This window comes from Rossellomorea aquimaris (assembly GCF_000935355.1).
Lineage (GTDB): Bacteria > Bacillota > Bacilli > Bacillales > Bacillaceae_B > Rossellomorea > Rossellomorea aquimaris_B.
In genome coordinates this window covers 961,170-986,555 of sequence record NZ_JXZC01000001.1, presented here as the reverse complement: position 1 = coordinate 986,555, position 25,386 = coordinate 961,170, and the positions used below count along the sequence as shown (strand labels likewise).

Genomic DNA, 25,386 nt, shown 5'->3' with positions numbered 1-25,386 from the left:
TCAACACCTCTTTATATTCTTGATAACACAATTAACCAACTTGCTAAAGATATCATTATATAGGATTATAACCACAATTTCATACATTTTCTTTTGATATTTCAACAAACAAATGAATTATAGCACTTAAGAAAATCTTTGCATAGTGGCATATGCCTAACCAGGGTTTATTTTGTATTTCATAGCACAAAACAAAAGAATAGATCCCCATGATTTTTGGCTCATTTCCGTCCTGTGATAGAGAATCCCCCGCCCAAGCTCGCTTGGGCGGGGGATTCTCTATCACAGGACGACCTTTCAGCATAGCTGAAAGGCGAGTGAAACATACGTTTCACTCGAATGAGCCAAAAATCTGCACTACACTCCAATTTTAACGCGGTAATTCATACAAATCAGGTTCAAAGTATCTTTTTAATTATGCTCCCACCAAGAAAAGGATTTCACGCACTCCATCGAGAATAGATGAATGAATGGAGGGATTCAATTGAATTGGAAAACACGGGTAACAGAGTTATTAAACATTCAATATCCAATTATACAAGGTGGCCTGGCTCATCTGGCATATGCAGAACTCGCAGCGGCAGTGTCGAATGCGGGTGGACTTGGCCAGATTACTGCAATGTCCCTGGACAATCCTGAACAGCTTCGTGAAGAAATCGTAAAAGTAAGGTCGTTAACAGATAAACCGTTTGGAGTAAACTTTGCCATCGGTCAACATGGACGCCCCTTTAGCGAATTTGTGGACGTTGCCATTGAAGAGAAAGTACCGGTCGTTTCCGTTACAGGAGGAAACCCGACGCCCCTGTTTCAACAACTACAAGGGGAGAACATTGTTAAGCTTGTTTTAGTTTCCTCAAAAAGACAGGCTATCAAAGCGGAAGAACTAGGTGCGGATGCCGTTATGGTGGTCGGACAGGAAGGGGGAGGCCATCTAGGGAAAGATGATATCGGTACATTCGTCTTGATTCCAAGGGTCGTTGATGCTGTTTCTATTCCGGTCATTGCTTCGGGAGGTGTTGGAGACGGTAGAGGGTTAATGGCTGCCCTCAGCTTTGGTGCTGAAGGAGTTGAGATGGGTACAAGGTTTATTGCTACAAAAGAATGTGTACATGCTTCTGATGTTTATAAGCGTGCCTTGATTGAAGGAGACGAGAGTGGTACAGTAGTCATCAAACGATCTTTAGGGGCCCCGGCAAGAGCCATTTCCAACACATGGACCAAGCAGATACTGGATGCTGAAACATCGGACGCTGGATATGAAGGATTAAAATCATACATAAGCGGTGAAGCCAATAAACGATACATTTACGATGGGGAAATAGACGAAGGGTTTGCGTGGGCTGGACAAGTGATGGGTTTAATCCATGATATCCCATCGGTTAAGGATCTCATTCAACGAATGATCCGCCAATCAGAGAACATTCGTAAGGAATGGAAATAACACATCATCATTCATCAAGGAGTTGTTTGAACTATGGAATACCAATACCCTTTCGATATAGACTGGTCTACGGAAGAAGTAATTGACGTTATTGCCTTTTTTGAAGCCATTGAAAAAGCCTATGAAAAAGGCGTCTCAAGAGATGATCTAATGGATAGGTATAAGCGATTTAAGGAAATCGTACCAGGTAAGGCAGAGGAAAAGAGAATTTGTAATGAGTTTGAAGAATCAAGCGGCTATTCTTCTTATAAAGTCGTAAAGAAAATGAAAGAACTTCAAGACGCTGACAAAATTTCAATGAACTAAAAAGAACGACTGCTATTTTTAGCAGTCGTTCTTTATGCATTATTGACAACACTTATATGGTTTAGTTCATTTTATAAAGGGGTAAAAGTGTTTCAAAGGCACTATTAACTTCCTGGATAAATTCATCACCATTCAGCTTAATAGCTGTATCCCGGTCAAGATGAAGTCCACATAGAAGTTCGGCTTTTTTAACATTTTGCACTCTTTCAGTTAAAGCAATGAATTCATCCTGTGACATAGAAGAAAAAGGTATAGCATCTGGTTTTGTATGATCTCCAGACCAAACAAAGTGACCAGGGATCAATGATCTTATCTTATCCGCACTTTCTGCAGCGTTTCTACCGAATTCAACTTTATTTGGAGCTTCATAGATCATTGCAAACCATATAAAAACATGCGTTTCCCATAATCCAATCTGGAAATGTGGATGTTTTTTATAACCCCGTTTGTTGTTCGCAAACGCAACCCAGGTATCATCAGGAGGGTTAACCGATCGACGTGCATGTTTAGCCACATGGTAAAACATTTCATCTCCTGTTAATGCACTTAAAGTGGGGGCGAAATGTTCGCCTAAATCTTCAAGTTTAGGCCTAATCTGTTCCTGAATGGCAGTCATTCGATCTTCTAACCCATTAATAGTGAAAACTTGAAAATCTTCTTGTTTGAAACCATTGAATTTCATGTTGAATCCTCCTTATTTACCACCAATATCTTAACATAATGTAGTGCGAGCTTGTAGTCGATTGATTTATCCATGGGTGTCTGCACATTTTAGTTACAAGATGAGAGGATATTTCATAACATGTAGTAAATATTATCAGAACAATCAGATAAATCGAAAACTCGGAAGGGGTGTATGGCCATGAAACAAGTAATGAACACTTCTAAAAAACGTGATGTCCAGCAGCAAAGGATGAATGTATTAAGGCTTGAAATGGATTATGAATTAGCTGTTTTGTTCGAAGCAATTCAAACGAAGAATAAAGAAACCCAGACCAAGTCCAAACAGAAACTCATGAGTATTCGAGAAGAGCTAATGAAAATGAAGGCCTTATAAAGCTTTAATCCTTTCAGGTGGGTATAAAGTATTTTGACATGATTCAACAGTTGAACGGCGAGCTCAAAGGCATAAAGAGTTCGCTTTTTTGTGGTCATAGATACTCCCGTTTTCGATCATGTCTAATTTGCGATGAGCAACGAGGTAAATAACTTGAAACAGTCTCTTATTTCCATTAAGCTATTTAGCTATAGAAGAAGAAGTGTATTGCGATTTTTGTTTAGAGAATGAGTATGAGTCGGATCTAATGAAAACGACCATATTAATAATTGTAATAAGTTGATTGTTACACATATTGGAGGCTAGTTATCAATGACAAATTGGACGGAATTAGATCAAAATGTTAGAACGTGGATACGGGAAGCTGGAGAGAAGATTCGTCAATCATTCAAGTCAGAATTGAATATCAAGACAAAGTCGAACCGAAATGATTTGGTTACCGATATGGATGAAGCAACAGAGCATTTCTTTACAGAAAACATCCGGAATACTTACCCTGGTCATCAAATCCTCGGTGAAGAAGGTTACGGGGATGACTTTAAGGAGTTATCAGGTATAACGTGGATAATCGATCCTATCGATGGAACAATGAATTTTGTTCACCAACAACGGAATTTTGCCATCTCTATCGGCATCTATGATGGAGATGCAGGGAAATTAGGATACATATATGATGTTGTTCATGATGAGCTATATTTTGCAAGTAAGGGTAATGGGGCTTATATGAATGATGTGAAGCTTCCCGAGCTTGATCCAGTACCTGTTCAAGATGCAATTGTAGCTTTGAATGCACTTTGGGTGACTGAGAATAAACGAATTGACCGAACAATTCTTTCGCCACTCGTGAAGGATGTAAGGGGAACTCGTTCCTACGGATCAGCCGCCATTGAATTGGCATATGTTGCTTCAGGTAGATTGGATGCTTACTTAACAATGCGTTTGGCTCCTTGGGATTTCGCAGCCGGAAAGATTATGATTGAAGAGGTTGGGGGAGTTGTGACAGACCTTAATGGAGATCCCTTGAACCCATTGAATAAAAGCTCGGTGTTTGTAGGGAAACCAAAACTGCACCAAACCATCTTGACTGACTATCTTGGACGGAAGAACTAAAGGAGGGAGACCGGCAATATTATTGCCGAGTCTCTCTTCTTCTGTCTACAATCGACCTTCTTCACGGTATTTTTTCTTTGTTTTGAAACCGAATCCCATCACGATAAATAGAAAAATTAAGCTTACAGCAGCAAGCAGGATGCTTTGTAAACTGATTGATATCGCAATACCCATAAGGGAAACGGCAGCTAATAAAGAAAATAATACAAATATCCATTTAATATTCCCCATCATAAAACCTCCAAAAAAATCAAAAATCATTTTCCTGATTTTATTAATATTATACATATTTTATAGCTCTCCCAATTAAATTCTACCTATCAAATGGATAATGTGCAATGGGTATAGTAGACAAAGAGGGAGAGGGTTGTGACCCAAGTGATGACGGAAACTAATAGTTGACGGATAGGTAAAAGAAATATTTATTAGGGCTTTTCTTAATGCTGTGATATAATGGTCTAGTTGAACTGAAATATATTATCTTTAACATAATAAAGAAATCCAATATTCAGGAGTGGAAATATGAAATTAAGAAATGATCTTAGAAATATTGCTATTATTGCTCACGTTGACCACGGGAAAACGACATTAGTAGACGAGCTTTTAAAGCAATCTGGAATCTTCCGCGAAAATGAAACAGTTTCTGAACGCGCGATGGATTCAAATGATTTGGAGAGAGAACGCGGTATTACGATCTTAGCGAAAAATACGGCGATTCAATATAAAGATTCTCGTATCAACATTCTTGATACCCCGGGACATGCTGACTTTGGTGGAGAAGTTGAACGTATCATGAAAATGGTAGATGGTGTTTTATTAGTAGTGGATGCGTATGAAGGATGTATGCCTCAGACTCGTTTCGTTCTTAAGAAAGCACTTGAGCAAAACCTTACACCTATCGTAGTTGTAAATAAAATTGACAAACCTTCAGCGCGTCCGGAAGAAGTAATCGATGAAGTTCTGGAATTATTCATTGAATTGGATGCAAATGATGAACAGCTTGAATTCCCTGTTGTCTATGCCTCGGCTATCAACGGTACAGCAAGTACAGATCCGGATCCGGAAAAACAAGACGAAAACATGCAGTGTTTGTATGACTCAATCATTGAGCACATTCCTGCACCGGTAGACAACTCTGAAGATCCACTGCAATTCCAAGTTGCATTGCTCGATTACAATGATTACGTTGGTCGAATTGGAATAGGACGTGTGTTCAGAGGGACAATGAAGGTTGGCCAGCAGGTAGCATTAATGAAGCTTGACGGTTCTGTTAAACAATTCCGTGTAACTAAAATCTTCGGTTTCTTCGGATTGAAACGTGAAGAAATCCAGGAAGCAAAAGCGGGTGATTTGATCGCTGTTTCCGGAATGGAAGACATTAATGTTGGTGAAACGGTTTGTCCTGTTGAACATCAGGATCAACTTCCGGTTCTTCGTATTGACGAGCCTACACTTCAAATGACATTCTTAGTGAACAACAGCCCATTTGCAGGTAGAGAAGGTAAATTTGTTACTTCAAGAAAAATCGAAGAACGTTTATTGGCTCAGCTTCAAACAGATGTAAGTTTACGTGTTGAACCAACAGATTCACCTGATGCATGGACAGTTTCAGGGCGTGGAGAGCTGCACCTTTCAATCCTGATTGAGAACATGCGCCGAGAAGGTTACGAATTACAGGTATCAAAACCTCAGGTTATCATCAAAGAGATCGATGGAGTGAAGAGTGAGCCTGTAGAACGTGTTCAAATTGATATTCCTGAAGAATACATGGGCGGAGTCATTGAATCCCTTGGTCAACGTAAAGGTGAAATGCTGGATATGGTAAACAACGGGAATGGACAAGTCCGTTTAATGTTTATGGTGCCTGCACGTGGATTAATTGGTTACTCAACCGAATTTATGACTCTTACTCGTGGATATGGTATCATCAATCACACATTCGACAGCTACCAGCCCCTGCAAAAAGGTAGAGTCGGCGGACGTCGTCAAGGTGTATTAGTATCCATGGAAACAGGGAAAGCATCCCAATACGGAATCATGCAAGTGGAAGACCGCGGTATTATCTTTGTTGAATCCGGTACTGAAATTTATGGTGGAATGATTGTTGGGGAACATACAAGAGAAAATGATATTACCGTTAATATCACAAAGCTTAAACAAGCGACAAACGTTCGTTCTGCTAACAAGGATCAAACCGTAACCATTAAAAAAGCAAGAATCATGACATTAGAAGAGTCTCTTGAATACCTAAACGATGACGAGTATTGCGAAGTGACACCTGAATCGATCCGTCTTCGTAAAAAGATTCTTGATAAGAATGAACGAGAAAGAGCAGAAAAGAAAAGTAAAGTTTCTCAATAAACTAAGTGAAGGGGGAGTAGGAAATGGATGTAACAGAGCGTTTGTCCTTTTTCGCATCCCTTTACCGTGTTGACCAAAACGCGGAAATGGGTATGTGGTTGCTTTATATAACCATAGTTGGGCTCTCAATCTTAGTTTACAAGCTCGGTTTTGCGAAGAAGCTGCCAGTAATGAAATCGATTTTGATTTATACTTTTCTCATTTTGGGATGTACCGTATTAACGTTTCTCGGAATTTTCTTGCCGGTTGCCGAAGGATTAGTCGTTGCGGCTCTAATCTTGATAATATATAAGGTGCGTCTAACGAACGAAAAGAAAAAAGGCACGTTTTAAGTATATGAAAAAAAGCTGTAGTCTCTAATGGTGAGACTACAGCTTTTTTCGTTATGTGGATTAACCACGTACAGAAAATAGATAATAAAGCGGGGGTAAAGACAGTGCGTAAAGAAGGTGTCCTGCTGTCCACAAGATAATTGCCTCTCCATACAGTAAACCGGGTACATCTTTAATCGCCAGGTATGAAAGAGGGAAATATAGGAACACCGTCGGCGCTGTTAGGGCAAAGGAAAGGATCCAAGCGCCTTTACGAGAAACGTTCAGCCTTTCGATCATGTACACCAACACTACCCCGATCACACATGAAATAACCAAATGGAACAAAAACTCCATCCATTCAGGAAAGTCTTTATCACCGAACACGGGAATGAAATCAACATTCAATAAAAGGACATATACCTTGATGCCTGTCATTCCTTGCATCCATTTAAGGAAGAATCCTAATAGGGTACCTGAAACAAGACCGATAATAGTTCCAGAACCGATTTGTTTAAAAGTCATCTTCTACTTGAGGTGAACGATAAAATCTGAAATTCCCGGTAGACACACGTTCCTCTGTCTTTTCTTTGATACGATCATGGCACTTGTCACACATATACGTATGGATGGGGCGGTTCCGCAATTTCTTTGCTTGCAGGGAATAATCATCAATATTCTCTATCACTTCACATAAAGCACATTTTACTCTCATACATTACACCTCTATTTGTTCTAATCATAAGTTTAGTCTTTTTAGTATATCATGTAGTAAAGTCAAACGCTTTATTTAACTTTCCTGTATGCTTTTATCATTAGAATTTGGTATAGTATAATCAAGATGAATCACGAATGAAATGAAACGCTTACAGAGAAAATGAGGCCTCATAAGGGGGGGTTGTATGGCTAATCAAGTGGAATCAAGCTTAATTCCTGCACTATTTGATGTACTTCAATCAGAGCGGTTTGTTACGCTCGCTACCGTTGATTTTGAAACTCATGGACCCAATGTGAGTGCGATTTCCTGGATACTTGCGATGGATGAACACACGTTGCTATTTGCTGTTGATCAACGTTCCAGGATTGTAGAGAATATTAAAAATAATTCCCTTGCAGTTGTGAATTTGATTGCAAATGAATCGACCTATTCCATAAGCGGAAAAGCAGTGGTCCAAGAGGAGAAGCTGGAAGGGGTCCCTTTAAAGCTGGCGCTAGTTAAACTTGCTATCAATGAAGTAAGAGACGTCATGTTCTATGGATCGAAAATATCGTCAGAACCTGCCTATGAGAAGACATATGATAAGACGGCCGCAGACCGTTTGGACCGCCAAGTAATAGAAGCCATGAAAAAAGCTTAGGACCCTAAGCTTTTTCATGGCTTTTTCTCATTCATCCTTTAAATACCCAAGAATTATTCAATCTTATCGTACGTTTGATTTTCCTGTTTTTTCTGAAGTTGTTTTTCTTTCGTGTTATTCATTTTCTTATTGGGTTCATTCGGCGCATTTTCGGGGTCTGTTTGCTTTAACGATCTAGGAATTTCAGGCATGAGTCTGCCGGATATGTCAGCCAATTCATTCATGATACCTTGAACCGGTTCGCCCCTTTGAATGTCTTTGCTGATTTCATTTAAACGTGCATAAAGGTCCGGATCGGCGATGACAATGGCTTCTGCACCATATGGATCTTTCTGAAGTGCTTCTGCTACAGAATACTTGATGGAACCGACTTGAGAACGTTCAATATCGGAATCGATATCGATCCCAACAAATGCATACTTCCCAAAGACTACCGCGGTTGCGTCTTTTACATCAGGTACACTAGTCGTCAGGTCAACTAAATGCTTTGAGATTTGCTGTCCTGATTTTCGCTCAACATGTTGGATATTGCTATCCTGAACAGTGATCGGTTTATTGTTTTTACTGTTCGAATCATTATTATACCCGACCTCATTCTTGTTCGCGCATGCACCCAGAATGATGGTTACCATAAGTAGAGAGATGAGTTTAAACATGTGAAAACCTCCCGATTTAGAATCAATATCTTTCTTATTGTGTAATTTTCTTCTATCTTTATACGTTTATTCATATATTTTAAGAAACGGGCCGTCCTATTTGAGTAGCTGGGAATAACCGGAACAACATTGGCTACATACAATAGTAATAAGAAATCAGGAGCAGGAGGCATCGATTTGAATAAAATTTATGTATTAGATACCAATGTCTTATTACAAGATCCACAAGCCATCTTTTCTTTTCAAGATAATGAGGTGGTTATACCTGCAGTCGTTTTAGAAGAAGTGGACTCCAAAAAGCGTTATATGGATGAAATCGGAAGAAACGCAAGACATGTATCGAAGTTAATAGATAATTTACGGCAAGAAGGAAAGCTCCATGAAAAAATCCCCCTTTATACGGGAGGATCATTGAGAATTGAACTGAATCACCGCTCATTTCATCAGCTTCAAGAAATATTTGTAGAGAAGACCAATGATAATAGAATTATTGCCGTTGCAAAAAACTTATCTCTCGAAGAAGAAGCAAAAAAGGATGGGAAATCAGTCATACTTGTTAGTAAAGACACACTCGTAAGGGTAAAGGCTGATGCATTAGGGTTACAGGCAGAGGATTTCCTGAGTGACAGGGTTATCGAGGTAAATGATATCTACACAGGATTTATTGAACTATATACGGAGAGAGAGTTACTTGACAAATTTTATGATAAAGGGGAACTGACCCTTACTGATATAACGAAACAACGATTTTACTCCCACCAATTCCTTATTATGAAGGATGCACTTGGAAGCTCTGCTTCTGCATTAGGGATGGTGGATGCAACTGGACTGAAAGTAAAGAAGTTGGTATACGATCAAGAGCATATGTGGGGTATCAAGGCCAGGAATGTTCAGCAAACGATGGCAACTGAACTGTTACTAAGAGATGATATTTCATTAGTCACCATGATTGGAAAAGCCGGCACAGGAAAAACCTTGCTTGCACTGGCTGCTGGGCTCCTTCAAACAGAAGACTTTAATAAATTTAATAAATTGCTCGTTGCTCGTCCGATAGTACCCGTAGGAAAGGATATTGGTTATCTTCCAGGAGAAAAACAAGAAAAACTCAGACCTTGGATGCAGCCGATTTACGACAACCTGGAATACTTGTTCAATACAAAGAAGCCAGGTGAACTGGATGATATCCTCGCTGGTATGGGATCGATTGAAGTGGAAGCTTTAACTTATATCAGAGGTAGAAGCATCCCGGATCAGTATATCATCATTGATGAAGCTCAGAACTTAACAAAGCATGAAGTGAAAACAATCTTAACCAGGGTAGGAGAACGAAGTAAAATCGTTTTGATGGGAGATCCAGCTCAAATTGATCATCCATACCTGGATGAGTACAACAATGGCTTAACATATGTTGTAGAAAAATTTAAGGATCAAAAATTAGCCGGACATGTTAAACTCATGAAAGGTGAAAGATCCGGTCTTGCTCAACTTGCTGCTGACCTCCTTTAGTACTTTCATTATTTAAAACACAATTATAACGTATGAAAAAACCGGTTCAGAGGTTCCTGAACCGGTTTTTTGTAAACATTTTTAACTAAGGGCTCCCTTGAGTAGCAAATCCCTTATACGATCTTATTCTACCCGAAATGCTCTTACATCGGTAATTGGGTTGTCTCTATTCGATCCGTTTTTGTAGTAGATATGAACGGGACCGTTTTCCCTTAGGGGCTTTCCTTCTTTTGAGAATCCAATGAGTAATTGATCTGCCTGTGAAAGGTCCATGCGATAATCATCCGAGTCGGTTTCGATTACAAGAGATGACGCATTTTCAAGAGGTTCAGCATTTGTAAGAAACGGCTTTAACGGAATAGCGAATGTTCCGTTCAAAATCTTTTCCTTTTCATACTTTTTCTCTGTCTTAAGTGTTGGTGGGTAAGTTGCGCCTTCTTGAATTTCCCGGGACCAATGCTTGGACACGGCTTTTGTATATTCTTCTAATTCATCAATCGTCTCATTCGTTTCATCAAAATATGTAGTTAAATCCACTTTTCGATCATCAAATATCCAAACGCCCGAATCCAAGGTTATCGTGAATTTCACCTGACCTTTTATTGGTACTATGCTTTCCAATTTAGATTCCTCCTCTCGCTGATAGTTTCAGTATATCCGTTATCTTAAAGTTTGTCACACAAAGCTGAAAGCATTTTCAACGTTTTCAATCGGGGAAAGTAGGGAAACTAAAGGTAGGACTAAAGGAGCTGATACAATGGTGGTTAGAACCCAGGAGCTTTTGGAAGAATTAGTGGAGAAAGCAAGGCCTTTTGCTTCAGAGGGGAAGGTGGCGGATTACATACCTGCATTAAAGGATCAAAATCCCAGTGATTTGGCAATAAGTATATATACTTTGGACAATCACTCTTGTTATGCAGGGGATCACTTAAAGAAATTCACATTGCAAAGTATATCTAAAGTCATTACTCTTGCCCTTGTATTAATGGACTATGGGGAGGATCATGTGTTTTCTAAGGTTGGTATGGAGCCTACGGGTGATCCTTTTAATTCCATAGCAAAACTCGAAACCCATAAGCCCTCTAAACCCCTGAACCCGATGATCAATGCAGGTGCACTAGCTGTAACGAATATGATTAAAGGAAACACTGGAATGGAAAAGTGGGAACGATTAATCGAGTTCATCAATCACATGACTGGTGATACGGTATCATATAATGAAGATGTGGCTTATTCAGAACTCCAAACAGCAAATTTAAATAGATCGCTTTGTTATTATATGAAGCAGCACGGAGTGATTACTGGAAATGTAGAAGATTTACTCGTTCTCTATACGAAACAATGTGCCGTGGAAATGAGTTGTGTCGATCTTGCTAAGATGGGTGCTGTTTTCGCTAATGATGGCGTTGATCCTGAAAGCGGGAGAGAAATTATTACGAGGGATGTTGCAAGAATTTGTAAGACGTTCATGGTTACGTGTGGAATGTATAACACCTCTGGCGAATTTGCCATTAAAGTGGGCATCCCGGCCAAAAGTGGCGTGTCAGGTGGAATCATGGGGGCCGTTCCAGGGAAGTGTGGAATCGGAATCTTTGGACCTGCACTAGATAATGTCGGGAATAGCAATGCAGGGCTAAAGCTCCTTGAAATGCTCAGTGATGAATATTCCTGGAGTATATTTTAACCTAAGGGTCCCATCAATCGCATACGGGTATGAATCAAAAGCATTGGTTGTTTAGCGGGTTCTGGAAAAAGCGGTTATAAAAGAGATTTTTCACGGTGATCCCTCCGGAAAAATAATTCGAAAATCTGTCATTGAATCCCGCCGAATACACTTATTTTTCTTGCAATTTCTCTGATTTAACGATAAAATTTTAAGACAGGAATGCACTTTGTTCGGAATGGGGGGATCACTGTGGCGTCAGAAATGACAATCAATCATCGAGAAAAAGCCTATGAGCTGTTAAAGGCCGACGCAGAAAAGATTTTACAACTTATTAAAGTACAAATGGATAATTTAACGATGCCCCAATGTCCTCTTTATGAGGAAGTATTGGATACCCAAATGTTCGGATTATCTCGTGAAATAGAATTTGCAGTCCGTTTAGGGCTAGTGGATGATCATGATGGTAAAGAACTGATTGATTCTTTAGAAAGACAACTTTCTGCCCTTCATGAAGCATCTACAAAAAAGTAAAATAGTCATGACAACTCAAACAATACATGGATCTGTTGTTTGAGTTTTTTTGTTAAGGATATTGATTGCTTGGGATCTATTCTATGATATAAGAGAAAAAGGATTGAAATGTTATGATTAAAAAAATAGCAAAGTCCTATGATTATTCGTTAATCGCTGTATATGTATTTCTTTGTTTGTTTGGTCTGGTAATGATTTATAGTGCGAGTATGGTCATGGCTGTGGAACGGTTTGGTTGGGAAAGTGACCATTTCTATAAAAGGCAGATGCTCAATATCATCATTGGATTCATTGCCTTTACCGTAGCAGCGTGGTTTCCGTACAAAGCCTTCCAAGTGGGGAAAATAATCAAAGGTCTCATGTTTATTATTATTGGATTATTAATCGGGGTACATATCTTCGGTTATGAAGTAAACAACGCAAAAAGCTGGATCAATTTAGGCTTCATGCCCATTCAGCCATCGGAGTTCGCCAAGCTCGCAGTCATTATTTATCTTGGCTCTGTGTACTCCAAGAAACAGGCATACATAGATGATTTTAATAAGGGTCTTGCCCCGCCATTACTATTTTTGGGTTTTATATGTTTTTTAGTCTTTTTAGAGCCTGACTTTGGTACGGCGGCGATCATTTTCGCCATTGGAGCAATCGTCATTTCATGTTCCGGGATCAGTTATAAGACATTCTTCAAACTGGCTGGTTTAGGCGTAGGGCTGCTGATCGTACTATCACCTGTCATTTACCTGGCAAGGGGCTTCATTTTCACAAGAGAAAGACTTAGCCGGATTGAAGCTTATCTATCACCGTTTAAATATGCCCAGGGAGAGGGCTATCACTTAGTGAACTCTTATCTTGCAATCGGTTCCGGCGGGGTAAAAGGGCTTGGATTGGGACAAAGTGTTCAGAAACTGGGTTATCTGCCTGAACCACAAACGGATTTCATTATGGCTATCATCGCTGAAGAATTAGGTGTATTCGGTGTAAGCTTTGTGATCCTCGGTCTGTCTTATATCGTGCTCCGGGGGATCTATACTGGGGTTAAATGTCAGGATCCATTTGGAACGATGCTGGCAATCGGAATATCGAGCATGATCGGTATTCAGGCCTTCATTAATTTAGGCGGTGTATCTGGATTAATTCCGATTACAGGTGTCCCACTTCCATTCATCAGCTATGGAGGATCATCATTATTGGTTCTATCTTTGTCGATGGGTGTCCTTGTAAATGTGTCGATGTTTGTAAAATATGAAGAAAAATATAAAACAAAGAAGGAAAATGGCTATCCTTCGGAGAATATTGATAATAGCAAAAAAATATATGGTGTAAAAATGTAGGTCACTTTGATAGAGTATCTAAAACTCTAAGTCTAGGGTCTGCCCCCTAAGATACTTCTAAATTATCTTTCGGGTCAGTCCTTTTTTCATAGACTGCATTATAGAGATTTTCAATCATGAATAGCTTAAAGGAGAGAGAGTATTGAAGAAAATTAAAAAAGTACTAGTAGCAAATCGCGGTGAAATTGCCATCCGTGTGTTCCGTGCCTGTACGGAGCTTAGTATTAGAACCGTCGCCATTTACAGTAAGGAAGATTCGGGAGCGTATCATCGTTATAAAGCGGATGAGGCATACTTAATAGGTGAAGGGAAGAAACCTATTGATGCTTATTTAGATATAGAGGGGATCATTCGAATCGCAAAGAACTCTGATGTCGATGCCATCCATCCTGGGTATGGGTTCCTATCTGAAAACATTCATTTTGCCAGACGTTGTGAAGAAGAGGGGATTACTTTTATTGGGCCTCATTCAGAGCACTTAAATATGTTTGGGGATAAAGTCAAGGCGCGACATCAGGCTCAATTGGCCAATATCCCTGTTATTCCGGGAACAGATGGCCCCGTAGATACTTTGGAAGAGGTCATTGCCTTCGGTAAGGACCATGGCTTCCCAATCATCATTAAAGCTTCATTAGGTGGCGGCGGACGCGGAATGCGCATCGTCCGTAACCTGGAAAGCTTAAAAGAAGCTTATGAGCGCGCCAAATCTGAAGCGAAAGCAGCTTTCGGAAATGATGAAATATATGTTGAGAAATTTGTGGAGAATCCTAAGCACATTGAAGTCCAGATACTCGGGGATGAAGACGGCAATATTGTTCACTTATATGAACGTGATTGTTCCATCCAGAGACGTCACCAAAAGGTAGTTGAAATCGCACCATCCGTATCTTTGAGTGATCAGCTGCGTGAAGATATTTGTGAGGCAGCCGTCCGTTTGATGGATAATGTAAAGTATGTGAACGCCGGAACGGTTGAGTTCCTGGTAGCAAATGATCAATTCTATTTCATTGAGGTAAACCCTCGCGTTCAAGTAGAGCATACGATCACGGAAATGGTTACAGGTGTGGATATCGTTCAGTCTCAATTGATGATTGCAGAAGGTCATGCCTTACATAGCAGTAAGCTTGGGATCCCTGTTCAAGAAGAGATCCGGACAAATGGGTTTGCGATTCAATCCCGTGTTACAACAGAAGATCCATTAAATAACTTTATGCCTGACACCGGGAAGATCATGGCTTATCGTTCAGGAGGCGGATTCGGGGTTCGATTGGATGCAGGTAACGGCTTCCAGGGAGCAGTCATTACTCCATATTATGATTCACTTCTTGTTAAACTGTCTACGTGGGCCTTAACCTTTGAACAAGCTGCATCAAAAATGGTCAGAAATCTTCAAGAATTTAGAATACGTGGAATAAAGACGAATATTCCGTTCTTAGAAAATGTTGTTAAGCATGAAAACTTTATTACAGGCAGATATGATACCTCCTTTATTGATACGACACCTGAATTGTTTATTTTTCCGAAAAGAAAAGACCGTGGTACGAAGATGCTTACTTATATCGGAAATGTAACCGTAAATGGTTTCCCGGGTATCGAGAAGAAGAAAAAGCCTGTATTCTCTAAGCCAAGGATTCCAGTCCTTGACTTAAAACAAGATTTTAAACCGGGGACAAAGCAAATTTTAGATCAACATGGTGCCGAAGGGTTGGTTAATTGGGTCAAGGAACAAAACTCAGTACTGCTGACTGATACCACTTTCCGGGATGCACATCAATCTTTACTTGCTACGCGTGTCAGAACAAATGACCTCAAGCAAATTGCAGAGCCTACATCTCATTTACTTCCCGATATGTTCTCCTTTGAAATGTGGGGAGGTGCAACGTTTGATGTAGCCTATCGTTTCCTGAAGGAAGATCCTTGGAATCGATTATTAACAATGAGAGAGCGCATTCCAAATGTTCTTTTCCAAATGCTTCTGAGAGCTTCCAATGCTGTTGGTTATAAGAACTACCCTGATAATGTCATTAAAGAATTTGTTGAGAAATCCGCATTTGCAGGAATAGACGTCTTCAGGATATTTGACAGCTTAAACTGGGTCAAGGGTATGGAAGTAGCCATTGATGCTGTAAGGCAAAGTGGAAAAATCGCAGAGGCTGCCATTTGCTATACCGGTGACATAGAAGATCCTACCCGGACAAAGTACAGTATTGATTACTACAAGGATATGGCAAAAGAGTTAGAAGCAAGCGGCGCGCATATTTTAGCGATCAAAGATATGGCAGGGCTCTTAAAACCACAGTCTGCCTACCGCCTTATTTCGGAACTTAAAGATACGGTTAGCCTGCCTATCCACCTACACACTCATGACACGAGCGGTAACGGAATATACACTTACGCAAGAGCCATTGAAGCCGGTGTAGATATCGTCGATACAGCACTGAGCACCATGTCGGGACTAACATCTCAACCAAGTGCCAATACGCTATTCTACGCATTAAAAGGAACCGAAAGAGAACCGAATGTAAACATTGACTCCCTTGAAACTCTTTCTCACTATTGGGAAGACATCCGAAAGTATTATACAGACTTTGAAAGCGGCATGATGTCCCCACATTCAGAGGTGTATAAGCACGAAATGCCAGGGGGGCAGTATAGTAACCTTCAGCAGCAGGCAAAAGCTGTAGGACTCGGGCATCGTTGGGAAGAAGTGAAAGAAATGTATGCAAGGGTCAACCATCTCTTTGGGGATATCGTAAAGGTTACTCCTTCATCTAAAGTCGTTGGAGATATGGCGCTATTTATGGTTCAGAATGATTTATCGGAAGAAGATGTAATCGAGAAGGGTGAAAAGATCGATTTCCCTGACTCAGTGGTGGAATTATTCGAAGGGTATCTTGGGCAACCTCATGGAGGATTCCCGAAAGATTTACAAAATGTGATTCTGAAAGGGCGCACTCCATTGACCGTTCGCCCAGGGGAGCTCCTTGATGATGTTGACTTTACCGCCCTTAAAGAAAAGCTCTTCGAGGATCTTCAGCGACCTGTCACGAGCTTTGATGCCCTTGGATATGCCCTATATCCGAAAGTGTTCATGGAATACGCACAAACAATGGATCAGTTTGGAGATATTTCAGTTCTTGATACCCCGACATTCTTATTCGGGATGAGACTGGGTGAGGAAATAGAAGTGGAAATTGAAACTGGGAAAACACTGATTGTTAAGCTTGTTTCGATTGGTCAGGCTCAGGCAGATGGTACCCGTATTGTTTATTTCGAGCTGAATGGCCAGGCCCGTGAAGTTGTCATTAAGGACGAGAGTATTAAATCAACAGTCGCAGCCAAGATGAAGGCTGATGTGAAGAATGAAAATCATATCGGGGCTTCCATGCCAGGAACCGTTATAAAGGTCATTGCAGAAAAAGGTGAAACGGTTGAAAAAGGAGATCATCTAATGATCACAGAAGCCATGAAAATGGAAACGACCGTTCAAGCACCGTTTGCAGGGGTAGTGAAAGACATTTATGTACAAAACGGCGATGCCATTAATCCTGGAGATCTATTAATTGAAGTGCAAAAAGCATAAAGAAAAGGATTCCGGATAAATCCGGAATCCTTTTTCTATTCTTTAAGTTTACTTCTTGAAGCAAGTAAAATGAAGTAGCATAGTAATCCGAATAAACAAGAGATGATCAATGCGTGTAATAAAGCAATCCCAAGGTTCAATCGTGTGAACACAACGAGTGCTCCAGACATGACCTGAAGGGATACCAGCGTAAATGCAATGATCCATCCCCAATAAATAACCTTTTGATGTTTGTGCTCTTTAATTGCAATATAGGTGATATATGCGATCCATAAGAAAATGAGTCCTGCTGCCGCTCGATGTCCCATTTGAATCCATTCATAGAGATTTGCGGGCAGACCCGGGGACGAGTTAACGCATAACGGCCAATCTTTACAGACTAAGCTCGAATCCGTGTGCCTGACTAAAGCACCGGTATAAACCACAATATAACTATATAAAGTGACTCCTATTGTATGGAATCTCATACGTTTATTAATAACCAATGAGTTGGCATCAAATTTCTGATCGACTTCAAAAATCAGAAGTGTTAACAATAGAACTGAAGCAAATGATATAAGGGAAATCCCGAAATGCAGCGCAAGTACGAAGTCTGATTGACCCCAGAGTACAGCAGCAGCTCCGATTAGACCCTGTAATACTAAGAAAAAGAAAGAGAGTGCAGCAAGGAATTTTGTTTCACGCTTATATCCAATCGCTCTCCATGACCATATCGATAATGCTAATACTAATAACCCTACACCACCGGAGACAACCCGGTGTGCCAATTCTATAACAAGCTCGAACGTTATGTCGCTTGGAATCAATTGTCCGTTACATAATGGCCAAGATCGACCGCAGCCCATACCAGATTCGGTCTTCGTAACGAGGGCTCCTCCCAATAGAACAAATAACATACCAAGAGTAGTGAGAACGGCAAGCCACTTTAATCCTTTGTGGACACCTTTATTATGCAATCTATTCACCTTCTTAATTAATAGACTCTACACACTTTCTAATTTATAAATATAGTAGAAAAATATATATGCCCCTACGATAATACATAAAAGGTAAGTAAAACTCAACCGATAAAATGTTACAGAATTATGAGCATTATGAGGATGATAATTATTTATATGAAGAGAATAGGTATTAGTAGATAATGACTAATTTACAGAAAAACAAAATCTGTAAGCGCTTAGCTTCGTTTTATGGTATGATGGATTTAAAATGTTTGTAGAAATATGAAGAAACGTCTGCGATTTTCTTTCTTCACAATTTCTTCACATTATTGTTTAATTCTTCCCCAAAAAGGAAAAAATATATGGTTTAATATAATATTGATAGCATATATACTATTTCTTATCTGTGTATGAATTAGCAGATGGATATAGAAATAGAGAATCATTTCCTATATAGTATAGAGGTGGTAATTTGCCTCTTGCTTTTTATAGAGAGGAGGAAGAGTATGTCTAGTCGAATGATGACTAACGCTCAAGAAGCAGATTTGACAACCTCAACTGCTTGGAAGGATTTCTTAGCATTAATCAAAATTGGTATCGTTAATTCAAACTTAATTACAACCTTTACAGGTATGTGGTTAGCGTTTTACTTTACGAATACACACTTTCTAAATTCTCTTGATACAATGTTCCTGACGTTGATAGGTTCTTCCCTTATTATTGCGGGTTCCTGCTCCATAAATAATGTGTATGATCGAGACATCGATCCTCTGATGGAACGTACGAAGGGACGCCCTACCGTAACAGGTAAGATCAATGCTCCTAAAGCGTTGTCTCTGGGATTAATTATGATTGCAGTGGGAATTATAATGTTATTTATGACTACCGTCACTGCAGGTGTGATAGGAATCATTGGGGTTTTTAGTTATGTTGTATTATATACAATGTGGTCTAAGAGGAAATATGTAAGCAATACGATTGTAGGCAGTATCTCAGGTGCGGTCCCGCCACTAATTGGTTGGTCGGCTGTAGATGCAAATCTGGATATCATCGCATGGGTTCTGTTCCTAATGATGTTTATCTGGCAGCCCCCTCATTTCTACGCTTTAGCGATGAAGAGAGTGGAAGAATACAGAGCAGCGAATATACCGATGCTTCCAGTAGTAAAGGGATTTGCTACAACAAAGCACCATATCGTTGCATGGGTTGCAGCATTACTGCCCCTGCCATTCTTCTTGTTGGATTTAGGAATGTTTTTCTTTATTCTTGCAACAGCCTTTAATATTGGATGGCTTGCACTGGGCTTAGCCGGTTACAAAATGAAAGATGATATTAAGTGGTCGAAACTTATGTTTGTCTATTCACTCAATTATTTAACTATCTTGTTCGTAGCGATGGTAATCGTTACCGTAATTTAAGATTAGTGGGAATTCTTTCTGATAAGAAATCCAAATAGATATTTTTTATGAGTCCTTGTTTTATTCAAAAGTATATTACACGAAAGAGGGGTTTGATTAAGCTATGAAAGCAAGGCTATCTAAGTGGCGCTTATTCTCAATTGTAGCAATGTTAGCGCTAGTTCTTTCTGGTTGTGGAGAGCCATTTCTCTCCACTTTACAGCCAGCTGGTGAAGTAGCACAGACACAATATGATTTAATGATACTGTCTACATTAATAATGGTATTAGTAATCATTGTAGTAGTAATCGTCTATATGGTTGCGATTATTCGTTTCCGTAGAAAAAAAGGAGATACTACTATTCCCAAACAAGTTGAAGGAAGTCACACACTTGAAATTGTGTGGACAGTTATTCCGATCATCCTTCTTCTTATCCTGGCTGTTCCGACCGTTACGTCTACATTTGAATTAGCTGATACTAAAGCTATGGATAAGAAAGACGCAGACGGGAATCGCGAAGCACTAGTTGTAAACGTTCGCGCTAACCTTTACTGGTGGGAATTCGAATATGAGGATCAAAAAATCATCACTTCCCAGGATTTAGTTGTGCCAACTGATCAAAAGGTTTATTTCAATGTCACAGCTTCTGACGTTAAGCACTCCTTCTGGATTCCAGCTGCCGGAGGAAAGATTGATACTAACGTCGATAACGTAAACACATTTTTCCTTGAGTTTGATGGAGAAAAGTCTGAAGAAGCAGGTGGGTTATTCTACGGAAAATGTGCTGAGCTCTGTGGACCTTCTCATGCTTTAATGGACTTTAAAGTAAAAGCGCTTCCTAAGGACGAGTTTACGGCATGGGTAGAAGATATGCAAAATGCAGGAGAACCTAAACCGACTTCTGATTTAGCTCAACAAGGACAAGAAATCTTCAACCAAAAATGCTTAAGCTGTCACGCAGTATCACCTCAGGATGGACGTCCGGAATCAGCTCGTCTTGCTCCGAACTTAGCAAACTTTGGTGAGCGTACCAGAATCGCAGGTATTTTAGATCACAATGAAGAAGAATTGAAAAATTGGTTAGTTGACCCTGAGCAGTACAAGCCAGGAAATAAAATGACAGGTACATACGGTAACCTGAAGGAAGACGAACTTGATGCCCTTGCAGAATATTTAATGGGGTTAAAAGTTCAAGATTAATTGGGGATTAGTTAAAGGGAGGTTTAATCGTGAGTAGCTATGCACAGAAAAAAGGCTTCGGCGCGACTCTTTGGGATTACTTAACAACAGTAGACCACAAAAAGATCGCCATCCTTTACCTTATGGCCGGAGGATTCTTCTTCCTGCTCGGTGGATTGGAAGCTCTTATCATTCGTATACAGCTGGCTGTTCCTAACAATGACTTTGTTAGTGCAGGCTTATACAACGAAGTTTTAACAATGCACGGTACAACGATGATTTTCTTAGCGGCCATGCCGCTGATTTTCGCATTCATGAATGCGGTTGTACCATTACAAATCGGTGCTCGTGACGTTGCATTTCCATTCCTGAATTCATTAGGCTTTTGGTTATTCTTCGCAGGTGGGGTTTTCCTTAACCTCTCATGGTTTTTAGGGGGAGCACCAGATGCAGGGTGGACGTCATATGCTTCACTTTCAATGGCATCTAAAGGACATGGTATTGATTTCTATGTACTAGGTTTACAGATTTCAGGTGCAGGAACACTGATTGGTGGGATCAACTTCCTTGTAACCATCATTAATATGCGTGCTCCAGGTATGACATACATGCGTATGCCGCTATTTACCTGGACAGTATTTGTTACCTCTGCACTTATTTTATTCGCGTTTCCTGCATTAACGGTAGGATTATTCTTAATGTTATTTGATCGTATGTTCGGTTCGAATTTCTTTGATGTAGCGAATGGCGGTAACACCATTATCTGGGAGCATTTCTTCTGGATTTTTGGGCACCCTGAGGTATACATCCTTGTATTACCTGCTTTCGGAATTTTCTCTGAGATCATTCCGCACTTCTCTAGAAAACGTCTATTCGGTTACTCATCCATGGTATTTGCGACCGTGCTTATCGGTTTCTTAGGATTCATGGTTTGGGCTCACCATATGTTTACAGTAGGTCTTGGTCCAATCGCAAATGCAATCTTCGCTGTTGCGACAATGGCCATTGCCGTTCCAACAGGAATTAAGATCTTTAACTGGCTCCTTACGATGTGGGGAGGAAGTATCAGCTTCACGACTCCAATGCTCTACGCAGTAGCGTTTATCCCTACTTTCGTGGCAGGTGGGGTTACTGGAATCATGAATGCAGCTGCAACAGCTGACTATCAGTTCCATGATACGTATTTCGTTGTTGCCCATTTCCACTACGTTATCGTAGGTGGGGTAGTATTTGCCCTGTTGGCAGGTACTCACTATTACTGGCCAAAAATGTTCGGGACAATGTTAAATGAATTCTTAGGGAAAATCACTTTCTGGTTATTCTTTATCGGATTCCACTTAACATTCTTTATTCAGCATTTCCTTGGTTTAATGGGTATGCCTCGTCGTATCTGGAAGTTCTTGCCTGGACAAGGATTAGAAACAGGAAACCTGATTTCTTCCATTGGAGCAGGCTTCATGGGAGTTGCGGTTATTGTTCTTCTTGTTAATGTCATCATGACCCAAGTTAAAGCTGTTAAGGTTTCTAATGACCCTTGGGGAGATGGACGTACGATTGAATGGGCGATTCCATCACCACCTCCATTCTATAACTTTAAGCAAACTCCACTTATCCGTGGTTTGGATGCCTACTGGTTAGAAAAGATGGAAGGTAAGAAAGACTTAACTCCAGCAGAACCAATCGGAGACATTCATATGCCGAATAACTCCATCTTACCGGTAATCATTTCTCTTGGATTATTCATCGCAGCCTTTGGTGCTATGTATCATCCGGATGGTGATAAAGCATGGGCAATCCCTGTTCTGGTAATTGGTATGCTTATCACATTAGGTGCAATGTTCTTCCGTTCAGTAATTGATGATCATGGATATCATGTTCACAAAGAAGATTTAATGGATGATGATAAAGGGGGTAAGGCATAATGCACGCTGAAGAAAAATTCACGCCAAAGACCTGGCCAGCCTCCCCTGAAAAGGCGACCCTTGAGGGGAAAAACAAGTTCATGGGCTTCTGGTTTTTCCTTGGTGGAGAAACGGTTCTTTTCGGATCTCTTTTCGCAACATATTTAGCGCTTAAAGACAAAGTTCCTAGTGACAGTCATGCACTTGCTGCTGACATCTTTGATTTACCACTTGCATTTATTGCAACTATGTTACTTTTAACTAGTTCTCTAACAAGTGTTTATGCAATGTATCATATGAAGAACTATAACTTCCAACGCATGCAGGCTTGGTTGTTAGTAACGGTTCTTCTAGGTGCAGCTTTCCTTGGATTAGAGATTTATGAGTTTAATCATTACGTACATGAATACGGGCATACATTTACTAGTAGTGCATTTGGTTCAGCCTTCTACACGCTAGTTGGATTCCACGGAGGACACGTAGCTTTCGGTCTTCTATGGATTGTAAGCTTAATGCTTCGTAACGCTAAACGCGGTTTAAACCTTTACAATGCTCCAAAGTTCTATTTAGCTTCTCTATACTGGCACTTTATCGACGTTGTATGGGTATTCATCTTTACAGTAGTATACTTAATGGGAATGGTGGGATAAACTGATGGCGAATCAACAATCAAATTCAGGTAACCCAAGTGTAGATTACGAATATCGTCGTAAGAAAAATGCAGAAGACATGAGAATGCAGGTTACATCCTTCATGTTAATGATTTTCTTAACATTAGTGGCGTTCATTGCAGTCGCAGGAGATTTTGATAAGTACTTTATTGTACCTTTCATCCTCTTACTTGCAGTCGTTCAACTAATTTTTCAACTTTATTACTTCATGCATATGAGTCATAAAGGTCATGAAGCTCCTGCATTGTTCCTGTACTCTGGTGCACTTGTTGCATTTATCACAGTATTGGCATTTGTAACGATTGTATGGATCTAAAGAAAAAAGTCAGCCGGAGGGCTGGCTTTTTTTTGGTTGTGGATTTCTAGATATGCTTGTCGGGCCTACCCAGCCGCTTCCGCTTTTCATTGTCCAGCTACGGGGCTTAGAGGCTCGAGGTCATAAGTCGGGAATGCCCAAAAGGCAAAAAGCGCCTTTCCGGCATTCCCGACTTATGCTTGTCGCCTCTGGGCAAAGCCCCTCCGCTTTTCTAATTGTCAAGAACTTGTCATTACCTTACATTGAAGTGGGGGAGGGTTGTCAGTATAATGGGGATAGGAAACGTGAAATGAGGTGAAGAAATGCCTTTGGGTATTTTTGGTTTTATGGCTTTATGGAGCCCGTTTTTTCTCTTGGCTTTAGCATTTATCACGGTCGTGTATTTCTTAATCACGATCAAATGGAGAGACAGCTTTAAAGAAAGTAAAAAGCTGACCCGCAAAGAAGCCACTTATTTTATTTTATCAATGGTTCTACTATATGGCATTAAGGGTTCGCCGGTAGAAATTATGAGCACAATTTTATTTTCAGCTCACATGGCACAAATGGCGTTACTATATTTAGTGGTCACTCCCCTGCTTGTATTGGGAATTCCTAAATGGGTCTGGAAGGCTGCAGTTGAGTTACCGGTGGTTAAGCAAGTATTTAAGTTTATGACAAAACCATTGATCTCTTTACTATCTTTCAATATCATCTTTTCGATTTATCATATCCCTTTAGTGTTTGATAATGTCAGGACCGATGCTACTCTTCACGGTTTGGCAACCATCATTCTATTCTTGTTGGCCTTATTCATGTGGTGGCCTTTACTGAATCCGGTGGATGACGATATTGATCTAAGTGGGCTCAAGCGTATCGGATATATTCTTGGTAGTGCAGTCTTATTGACTCCGGCATGCGGTTTGATTATTTTTGCCGAGAATCCTTTATATGCCCCTTATTATGATCCACAGGAGTTTCTTAAAGCGCTGGCACTATGTGTGCCCGTTACTACTCTTGAAGGCTTGACGTTGACTGGGCCGGAATTATTTACGGATATGTCAACACAAAATGATCAGCAGCTTGGCGGTGTGATCATGAAGATTGTTCAGGAGATTGTATTTGGAGTTATGCTCTTCAACTTGTTCTTTCAATGGTATCGTAAAGATCAGGAGAAACAGGAAAAGCTCTCGTATGATCCTATTGATCCCAAGTTGACAGAACAGTAACGAATCAGGGGATGATTAAACGTCATTCCTTTAATTACATAGCTTAGTATCTTTAGAAAAGAGAGGATTAGAGATGGGTTTACCTATTTTACCTACAATTAGTACCACTTTTATCGTATTAAGTGCAGTGACAGTCGCAATTGGATGGTGGCAGATTAAACAGAGAAAGATTGAGCAACATCAGAAAACCATGACACTTGCAGGTGTTTTTGCGCTTATCTTTTTCATCATTTATATGAGCAGAACGATTTTTGTTGGGAATACGTCCTTTGGCGGTCCCGATAGCATCAAGATTTATTATACGATATTCCTGGTTTTCCATATTACATTGGCAACAACCGGGGCAGTGTTTGGCTTAATGAGTTTGTGGACAGGCTATAAAGACCGTTTAGCAAGGCATCGAAAACTAGGACCGATAACGAGCCTTATCTGGTTCTTCACAGCGATTACAGGCGTTGCAGTTTACCTCCTTCTATACGTATTTTATAAGGGTGGGGAAACCACTTCGGTCATCAGGGCAATACTGGGGTACTAATCTAAACCTATTATGCGTTT

General features: G+C 40.2%; 26 protein-coding genes. 19 read left to right on the top strand and 7 right to left on the bottom strand.

The window, feature by feature from the left end; all coding sequences use genetic code 11:
• Positions 1 to 484 precede the first annotated feature (484 nt).
• Both TV75_RS04985 and TV75_RS04980 read left to right on the top strand, forming a co-directional pair.
• On the top strand, positions 485 to 1,441 hold the full coding sequence (locus tag TV75_RS04985; protein ID WP_044337538.1) for an NAD(P)H-dependent flavin oxidoreductase: 957 nt from the start codon (positions 485 to 487) through the stop codon (positions 1,439 to 1,441).
• A gap of 33 nt (positions 1,442 to 1,474) precedes the next feature.
• Positions 1,475 to 1,747, top strand: a complete 273-nt coding sequence (locus tag TV75_RS04980) for a UPF0223 family protein (protein ID WP_044337537.1) — start codon at positions 1,475 to 1,477, stop codon at positions 1,745 to 1,747.
• A gap of 61 nt (positions 1,748 to 1,808) precedes the next feature.
• Here the strand turns inward: TV75_RS04980 and TV75_RS04975 are convergent, their stop codons facing one another.
• The gene (locus tag TV75_RS04975; protein WP_044337536.1) at positions 1,809 to 2,429 is read right to left on the bottom strand and encodes a YktB family protein; all 621 of its coding nucleotides are present in this window, start codon (positions 2,427 to 2,429) and stop codon (positions 1,809 to 1,811) included.
• Between the two features lie 180 nt (positions 2,430 to 2,609).
• Here TV75_RS04975 and TV75_RS04970 point away from each other — a divergent pair, with 180 nt between their 5' ends.
• Both TV75_RS04970 and TV75_RS04965 read left to right on the top strand, forming a co-directional pair.
• On the top strand, positions 2,610 to 2,804 hold the full coding sequence (locus TV75_RS04970; protein ID WP_044337535.1) for a hypothetical protein: 195 nt from the start codon (positions 2,610 to 2,612) through the stop codon (positions 2,802 to 2,804).
• 312 nt (positions 2,805 to 3,116) lie between these two features.
• A complete protein-coding gene (locus TV75_RS04965; RefSeq protein ID WP_044337534.1) occupies positions 3,117 to 3,914 on the top strand; it encodes an inositol monophosphatase family protein in 798 nt (265 codons plus the stop codon).
• 45 nt (positions 3,915 to 3,959) lie between these two features.
• Here TV75_RS04965 and TV75_RS04960 read toward each other — a convergent pair whose 3' ends face one another.
• The gene (locus TV75_RS04960) at positions 3,960 to 4,145 is read right to left on the bottom strand and encodes a YlaF family protein (protein WP_044338018.1); all 186 of its coding nucleotides are present in this window, start codon (positions 4,143 to 4,145) and stop codon (positions 3,960 to 3,962) included.
• 291 nt (positions 4,146 to 4,436) lie between these two features.
• On the opposite strand from TV75_RS04960, the gene typA reads away from it, so the two are divergent.
• Positions 4,437 to 6,275: a translational GTPase TypA gene (gene typA / locus TV75_RS04955; protein ID WP_044337533.1), complete on the top strand. Its 1,839-nt coding sequence runs from the start codon at positions 4,437 to 4,439 to the stop codon at positions 6,273 to 6,275.
• A gap of 23 nt (positions 6,276 to 6,298) precedes the next feature.
• Positions 6,299 to 6,607 (top strand): YlaH-like family protein, encoded by a 309-nt coding sequence (locus TV75_RS04950; RefSeq protein ID WP_044337532.1) that lies wholly within the window; start codon positions 6,299 to 6,301, stop codon positions 6,605 to 6,607.
• Between the two features lie 60 nt (positions 6,608 to 6,667).
• On the opposite strand, the gene TV75_RS04945 is transcribed toward TV75_RS04950, so the two are convergent.
• Together TV75_RS04945 and TV75_RS04940 are read right to left on the bottom strand one after the other, a co-directional pair.
• Positions 6,668 to 7,111, bottom strand: a complete 444-nt coding sequence (locus TV75_RS04945) for a hypothetical protein (RefSeq protein WP_044337531.1) — start codon at positions 7,109 to 7,111, stop codon at positions 6,668 to 6,670.
• Positions 7,101 to 7,301 (bottom strand): YlaI family protein, encoded by a 201-nt coding sequence (locus TV75_RS04940; protein WP_044337530.1) that lies wholly within the window; start codon positions 7,299 to 7,301, stop codon positions 7,101 to 7,103. Before TV75_RS04940 ends, TV75_RS04945 begins: the two co-directional genes overlap by 11 nt.
• A gap of 187 nt (positions 7,302 to 7,488) precedes the next feature.
• Here TV75_RS04940 and TV75_RS04935 point away from each other — a divergent pair, with 187 nt between their 5' ends.
• Complete coding sequence (locus TV75_RS04935) at positions 7,489 to 7,944, top strand: pyridoxamine 5'-phosphate oxidase family protein (protein ID WP_044337529.1); 456 nt, start codon at positions 7,489 to 7,491, stop codon at positions 7,942 to 7,944.
• Between the two features lie 53 nt (positions 7,945 to 7,997).
• Here TV75_RS04935 and TV75_RS04930 read toward each other — a convergent pair whose 3' ends face one another.
• Positions 7,998 to 8,600: a YhcN/YlaJ family sporulation lipoprotein gene (locus TV75_RS04930; RefSeq protein WP_044337528.1), complete on the bottom strand. Its 603-nt coding sequence runs from the start codon at positions 8,598 to 8,600 to the stop codon at positions 7,998 to 8,000.
• A gap of 177 nt (positions 8,601 to 8,777) precedes the next feature.
• Between TV75_RS04930 and TV75_RS04925 the strand changes: the two genes are divergently transcribed.
• Entirely contained in the window at positions 8,778 to 10,106 is a 1,329-nt protein-coding gene (locus TV75_RS04925; RefSeq protein WP_044337527.1) for a PhoH family protein, read from the top strand.
• Between the two features lie 123 nt (positions 10,107 to 10,229).
• Here the strand turns inward: TV75_RS04925 and TV75_RS04920 are convergent, their stop codons facing one another.
• Entirely contained in the window at positions 10,230 to 10,727 is a 498-nt protein-coding gene (locus TV75_RS04920; RefSeq protein WP_044337526.1) for a hypothetical protein, read from the bottom strand.
• Positions 10,728 to 10,863: 136 nt separating this feature from the next.
• Here TV75_RS04920 and glsA point away from each other — a divergent pair, with 136 nt between their 5' ends.
• The 4 genes from glsA to pyc all read left to right on the top strand — a co-directional run bounded on the left by glsA (position 10,864) and on the right by pyc (position 17,217).
• Positions 10,864 to 11,790: a glutaminase A gene (gene glsA / locus TV75_RS04915; RefSeq protein WP_044337525.1), complete on the top strand. Its 927-nt coding sequence runs from the start codon at positions 10,864 to 10,866 to the stop codon at positions 11,788 to 11,790.
• 231 nt (positions 11,791 to 12,021) lie between these two features.
• Positions 12,022 to 12,303: a YlaN family protein gene (locus TV75_RS04910; RefSeq protein WP_044337524.1), complete on the top strand. Its 282-nt coding sequence runs from the start codon at positions 12,022 to 12,024 to the stop codon at positions 12,301 to 12,303.
• A gap of 113 nt (positions 12,304 to 12,416) precedes the next feature.
• Complete coding sequence (locus tag TV75_RS04905) at positions 12,417 to 13,634, top strand: FtsW/RodA/SpoVE family cell cycle protein (protein WP_044337523.1); 1,218 nt, start codon at positions 12,417 to 12,419, stop codon at positions 13,632 to 13,634.
• Positions 13,635 to 13,776: 142 nt separating this feature from the next.
• A complete protein-coding gene (gene pyc, locus TV75_RS04900) occupies positions 13,777 to 17,217 on the top strand; it encodes a pyruvate carboxylase (RefSeq protein ID WP_044337522.1) in 3,441 nt (1,146 codons plus the stop codon).
• A gap of 35 nt (positions 17,218 to 17,252) precedes the next feature.
• Here the strand turns inward: pyc and TV75_RS04895 are convergent, their stop codons facing one another.
• Positions 17,253 to 18,173, bottom strand: a complete 921-nt coding sequence (locus TV75_RS04895; RefSeq protein ID WP_301280412.1) for a COX15/CtaA family protein — start codon at positions 18,171 to 18,173, stop codon at positions 17,253 to 17,255.
• Positions 18,174 to 18,664: 491 nt separating this feature from the next.
• On the opposite strand from TV75_RS04895, the gene cyoE reads away from it, so the two are divergent.
• The 7 genes from cyoE (at position 18,665) to TV75_RS04855 (ending at position 25,366) form a co-directional block, all read left to right on the top strand.
• Positions 18,665 to 19,576, top strand: coding sequence for a heme o synthase (gene cyoE / locus TV75_RS04890; RefSeq protein ID WP_044337521.1), 912 nt, complete (start codon positions 18,665 to 18,667; stop codon positions 19,574 to 19,576).
• 103 nt (positions 19,577 to 19,679) lie between these two features.
• Positions 19,680 to 20,756: a cytochrome c oxidase subunit II gene (coxB, locus tag TV75_RS04885; RefSeq protein ID WP_044337520.1), complete on the top strand. Its 1,077-nt coding sequence runs from the start codon at positions 19,680 to 19,682 to the stop codon at positions 20,754 to 20,756.
• Between the two features lie 29 nt (positions 20,757 to 20,785).
• A complete protein-coding gene (gene ctaD / locus TV75_RS04880) occupies positions 20,786 to 22,657 on the top strand; it encodes a cytochrome c oxidase subunit I (protein ID WP_044337519.1) in 1,872 nt (623 codons plus the stop codon).
• Complete coding sequence (locus tag TV75_RS04875) at positions 22,657 to 23,286, top strand: cytochrome (ubi)quinol oxidase subunit III (protein ID WP_044337518.1); 630 nt, start codon at positions 22,657 to 22,659, stop codon at positions 23,284 to 23,286. The genes ctaD and TV75_RS04875 overlap by 1 nt, the downstream gene beginning before the upstream one ends.
• Positions 23,287 to 23,290: 4 nt before the next feature.
• On the top strand, positions 23,291 to 23,623 hold the full coding sequence (gene ctaF / locus TV75_RS04870; RefSeq protein WP_044337517.1) for a cytochrome c oxidase subunit IVB: 333 nt from the start codon (positions 23,291 to 23,293) through the stop codon (positions 23,621 to 23,623).
• A 302-nt stretch (positions 23,624 to 23,925) separates the two neighbouring features.
• Complete coding sequence (ctaG, locus tag TV75_RS04860) at positions 23,926 to 24,831, top strand: cytochrome c oxidase assembly factor CtaG (protein WP_044337515.1); 906 nt, start codon at positions 23,926 to 23,928, stop codon at positions 24,829 to 24,831.
• A 73-nt stretch (positions 24,832 to 24,904) separates the two neighbouring features.
• Positions 24,905 to 25,366, top strand: a complete 462-nt coding sequence (locus tag TV75_RS04855; RefSeq protein WP_044337514.1) for a DUF420 domain-containing protein — start codon at positions 24,905 to 24,907, stop codon at positions 25,364 to 25,366.
• Positions 25,367 to 25,386 lie beyond the last annotated feature (20 nt).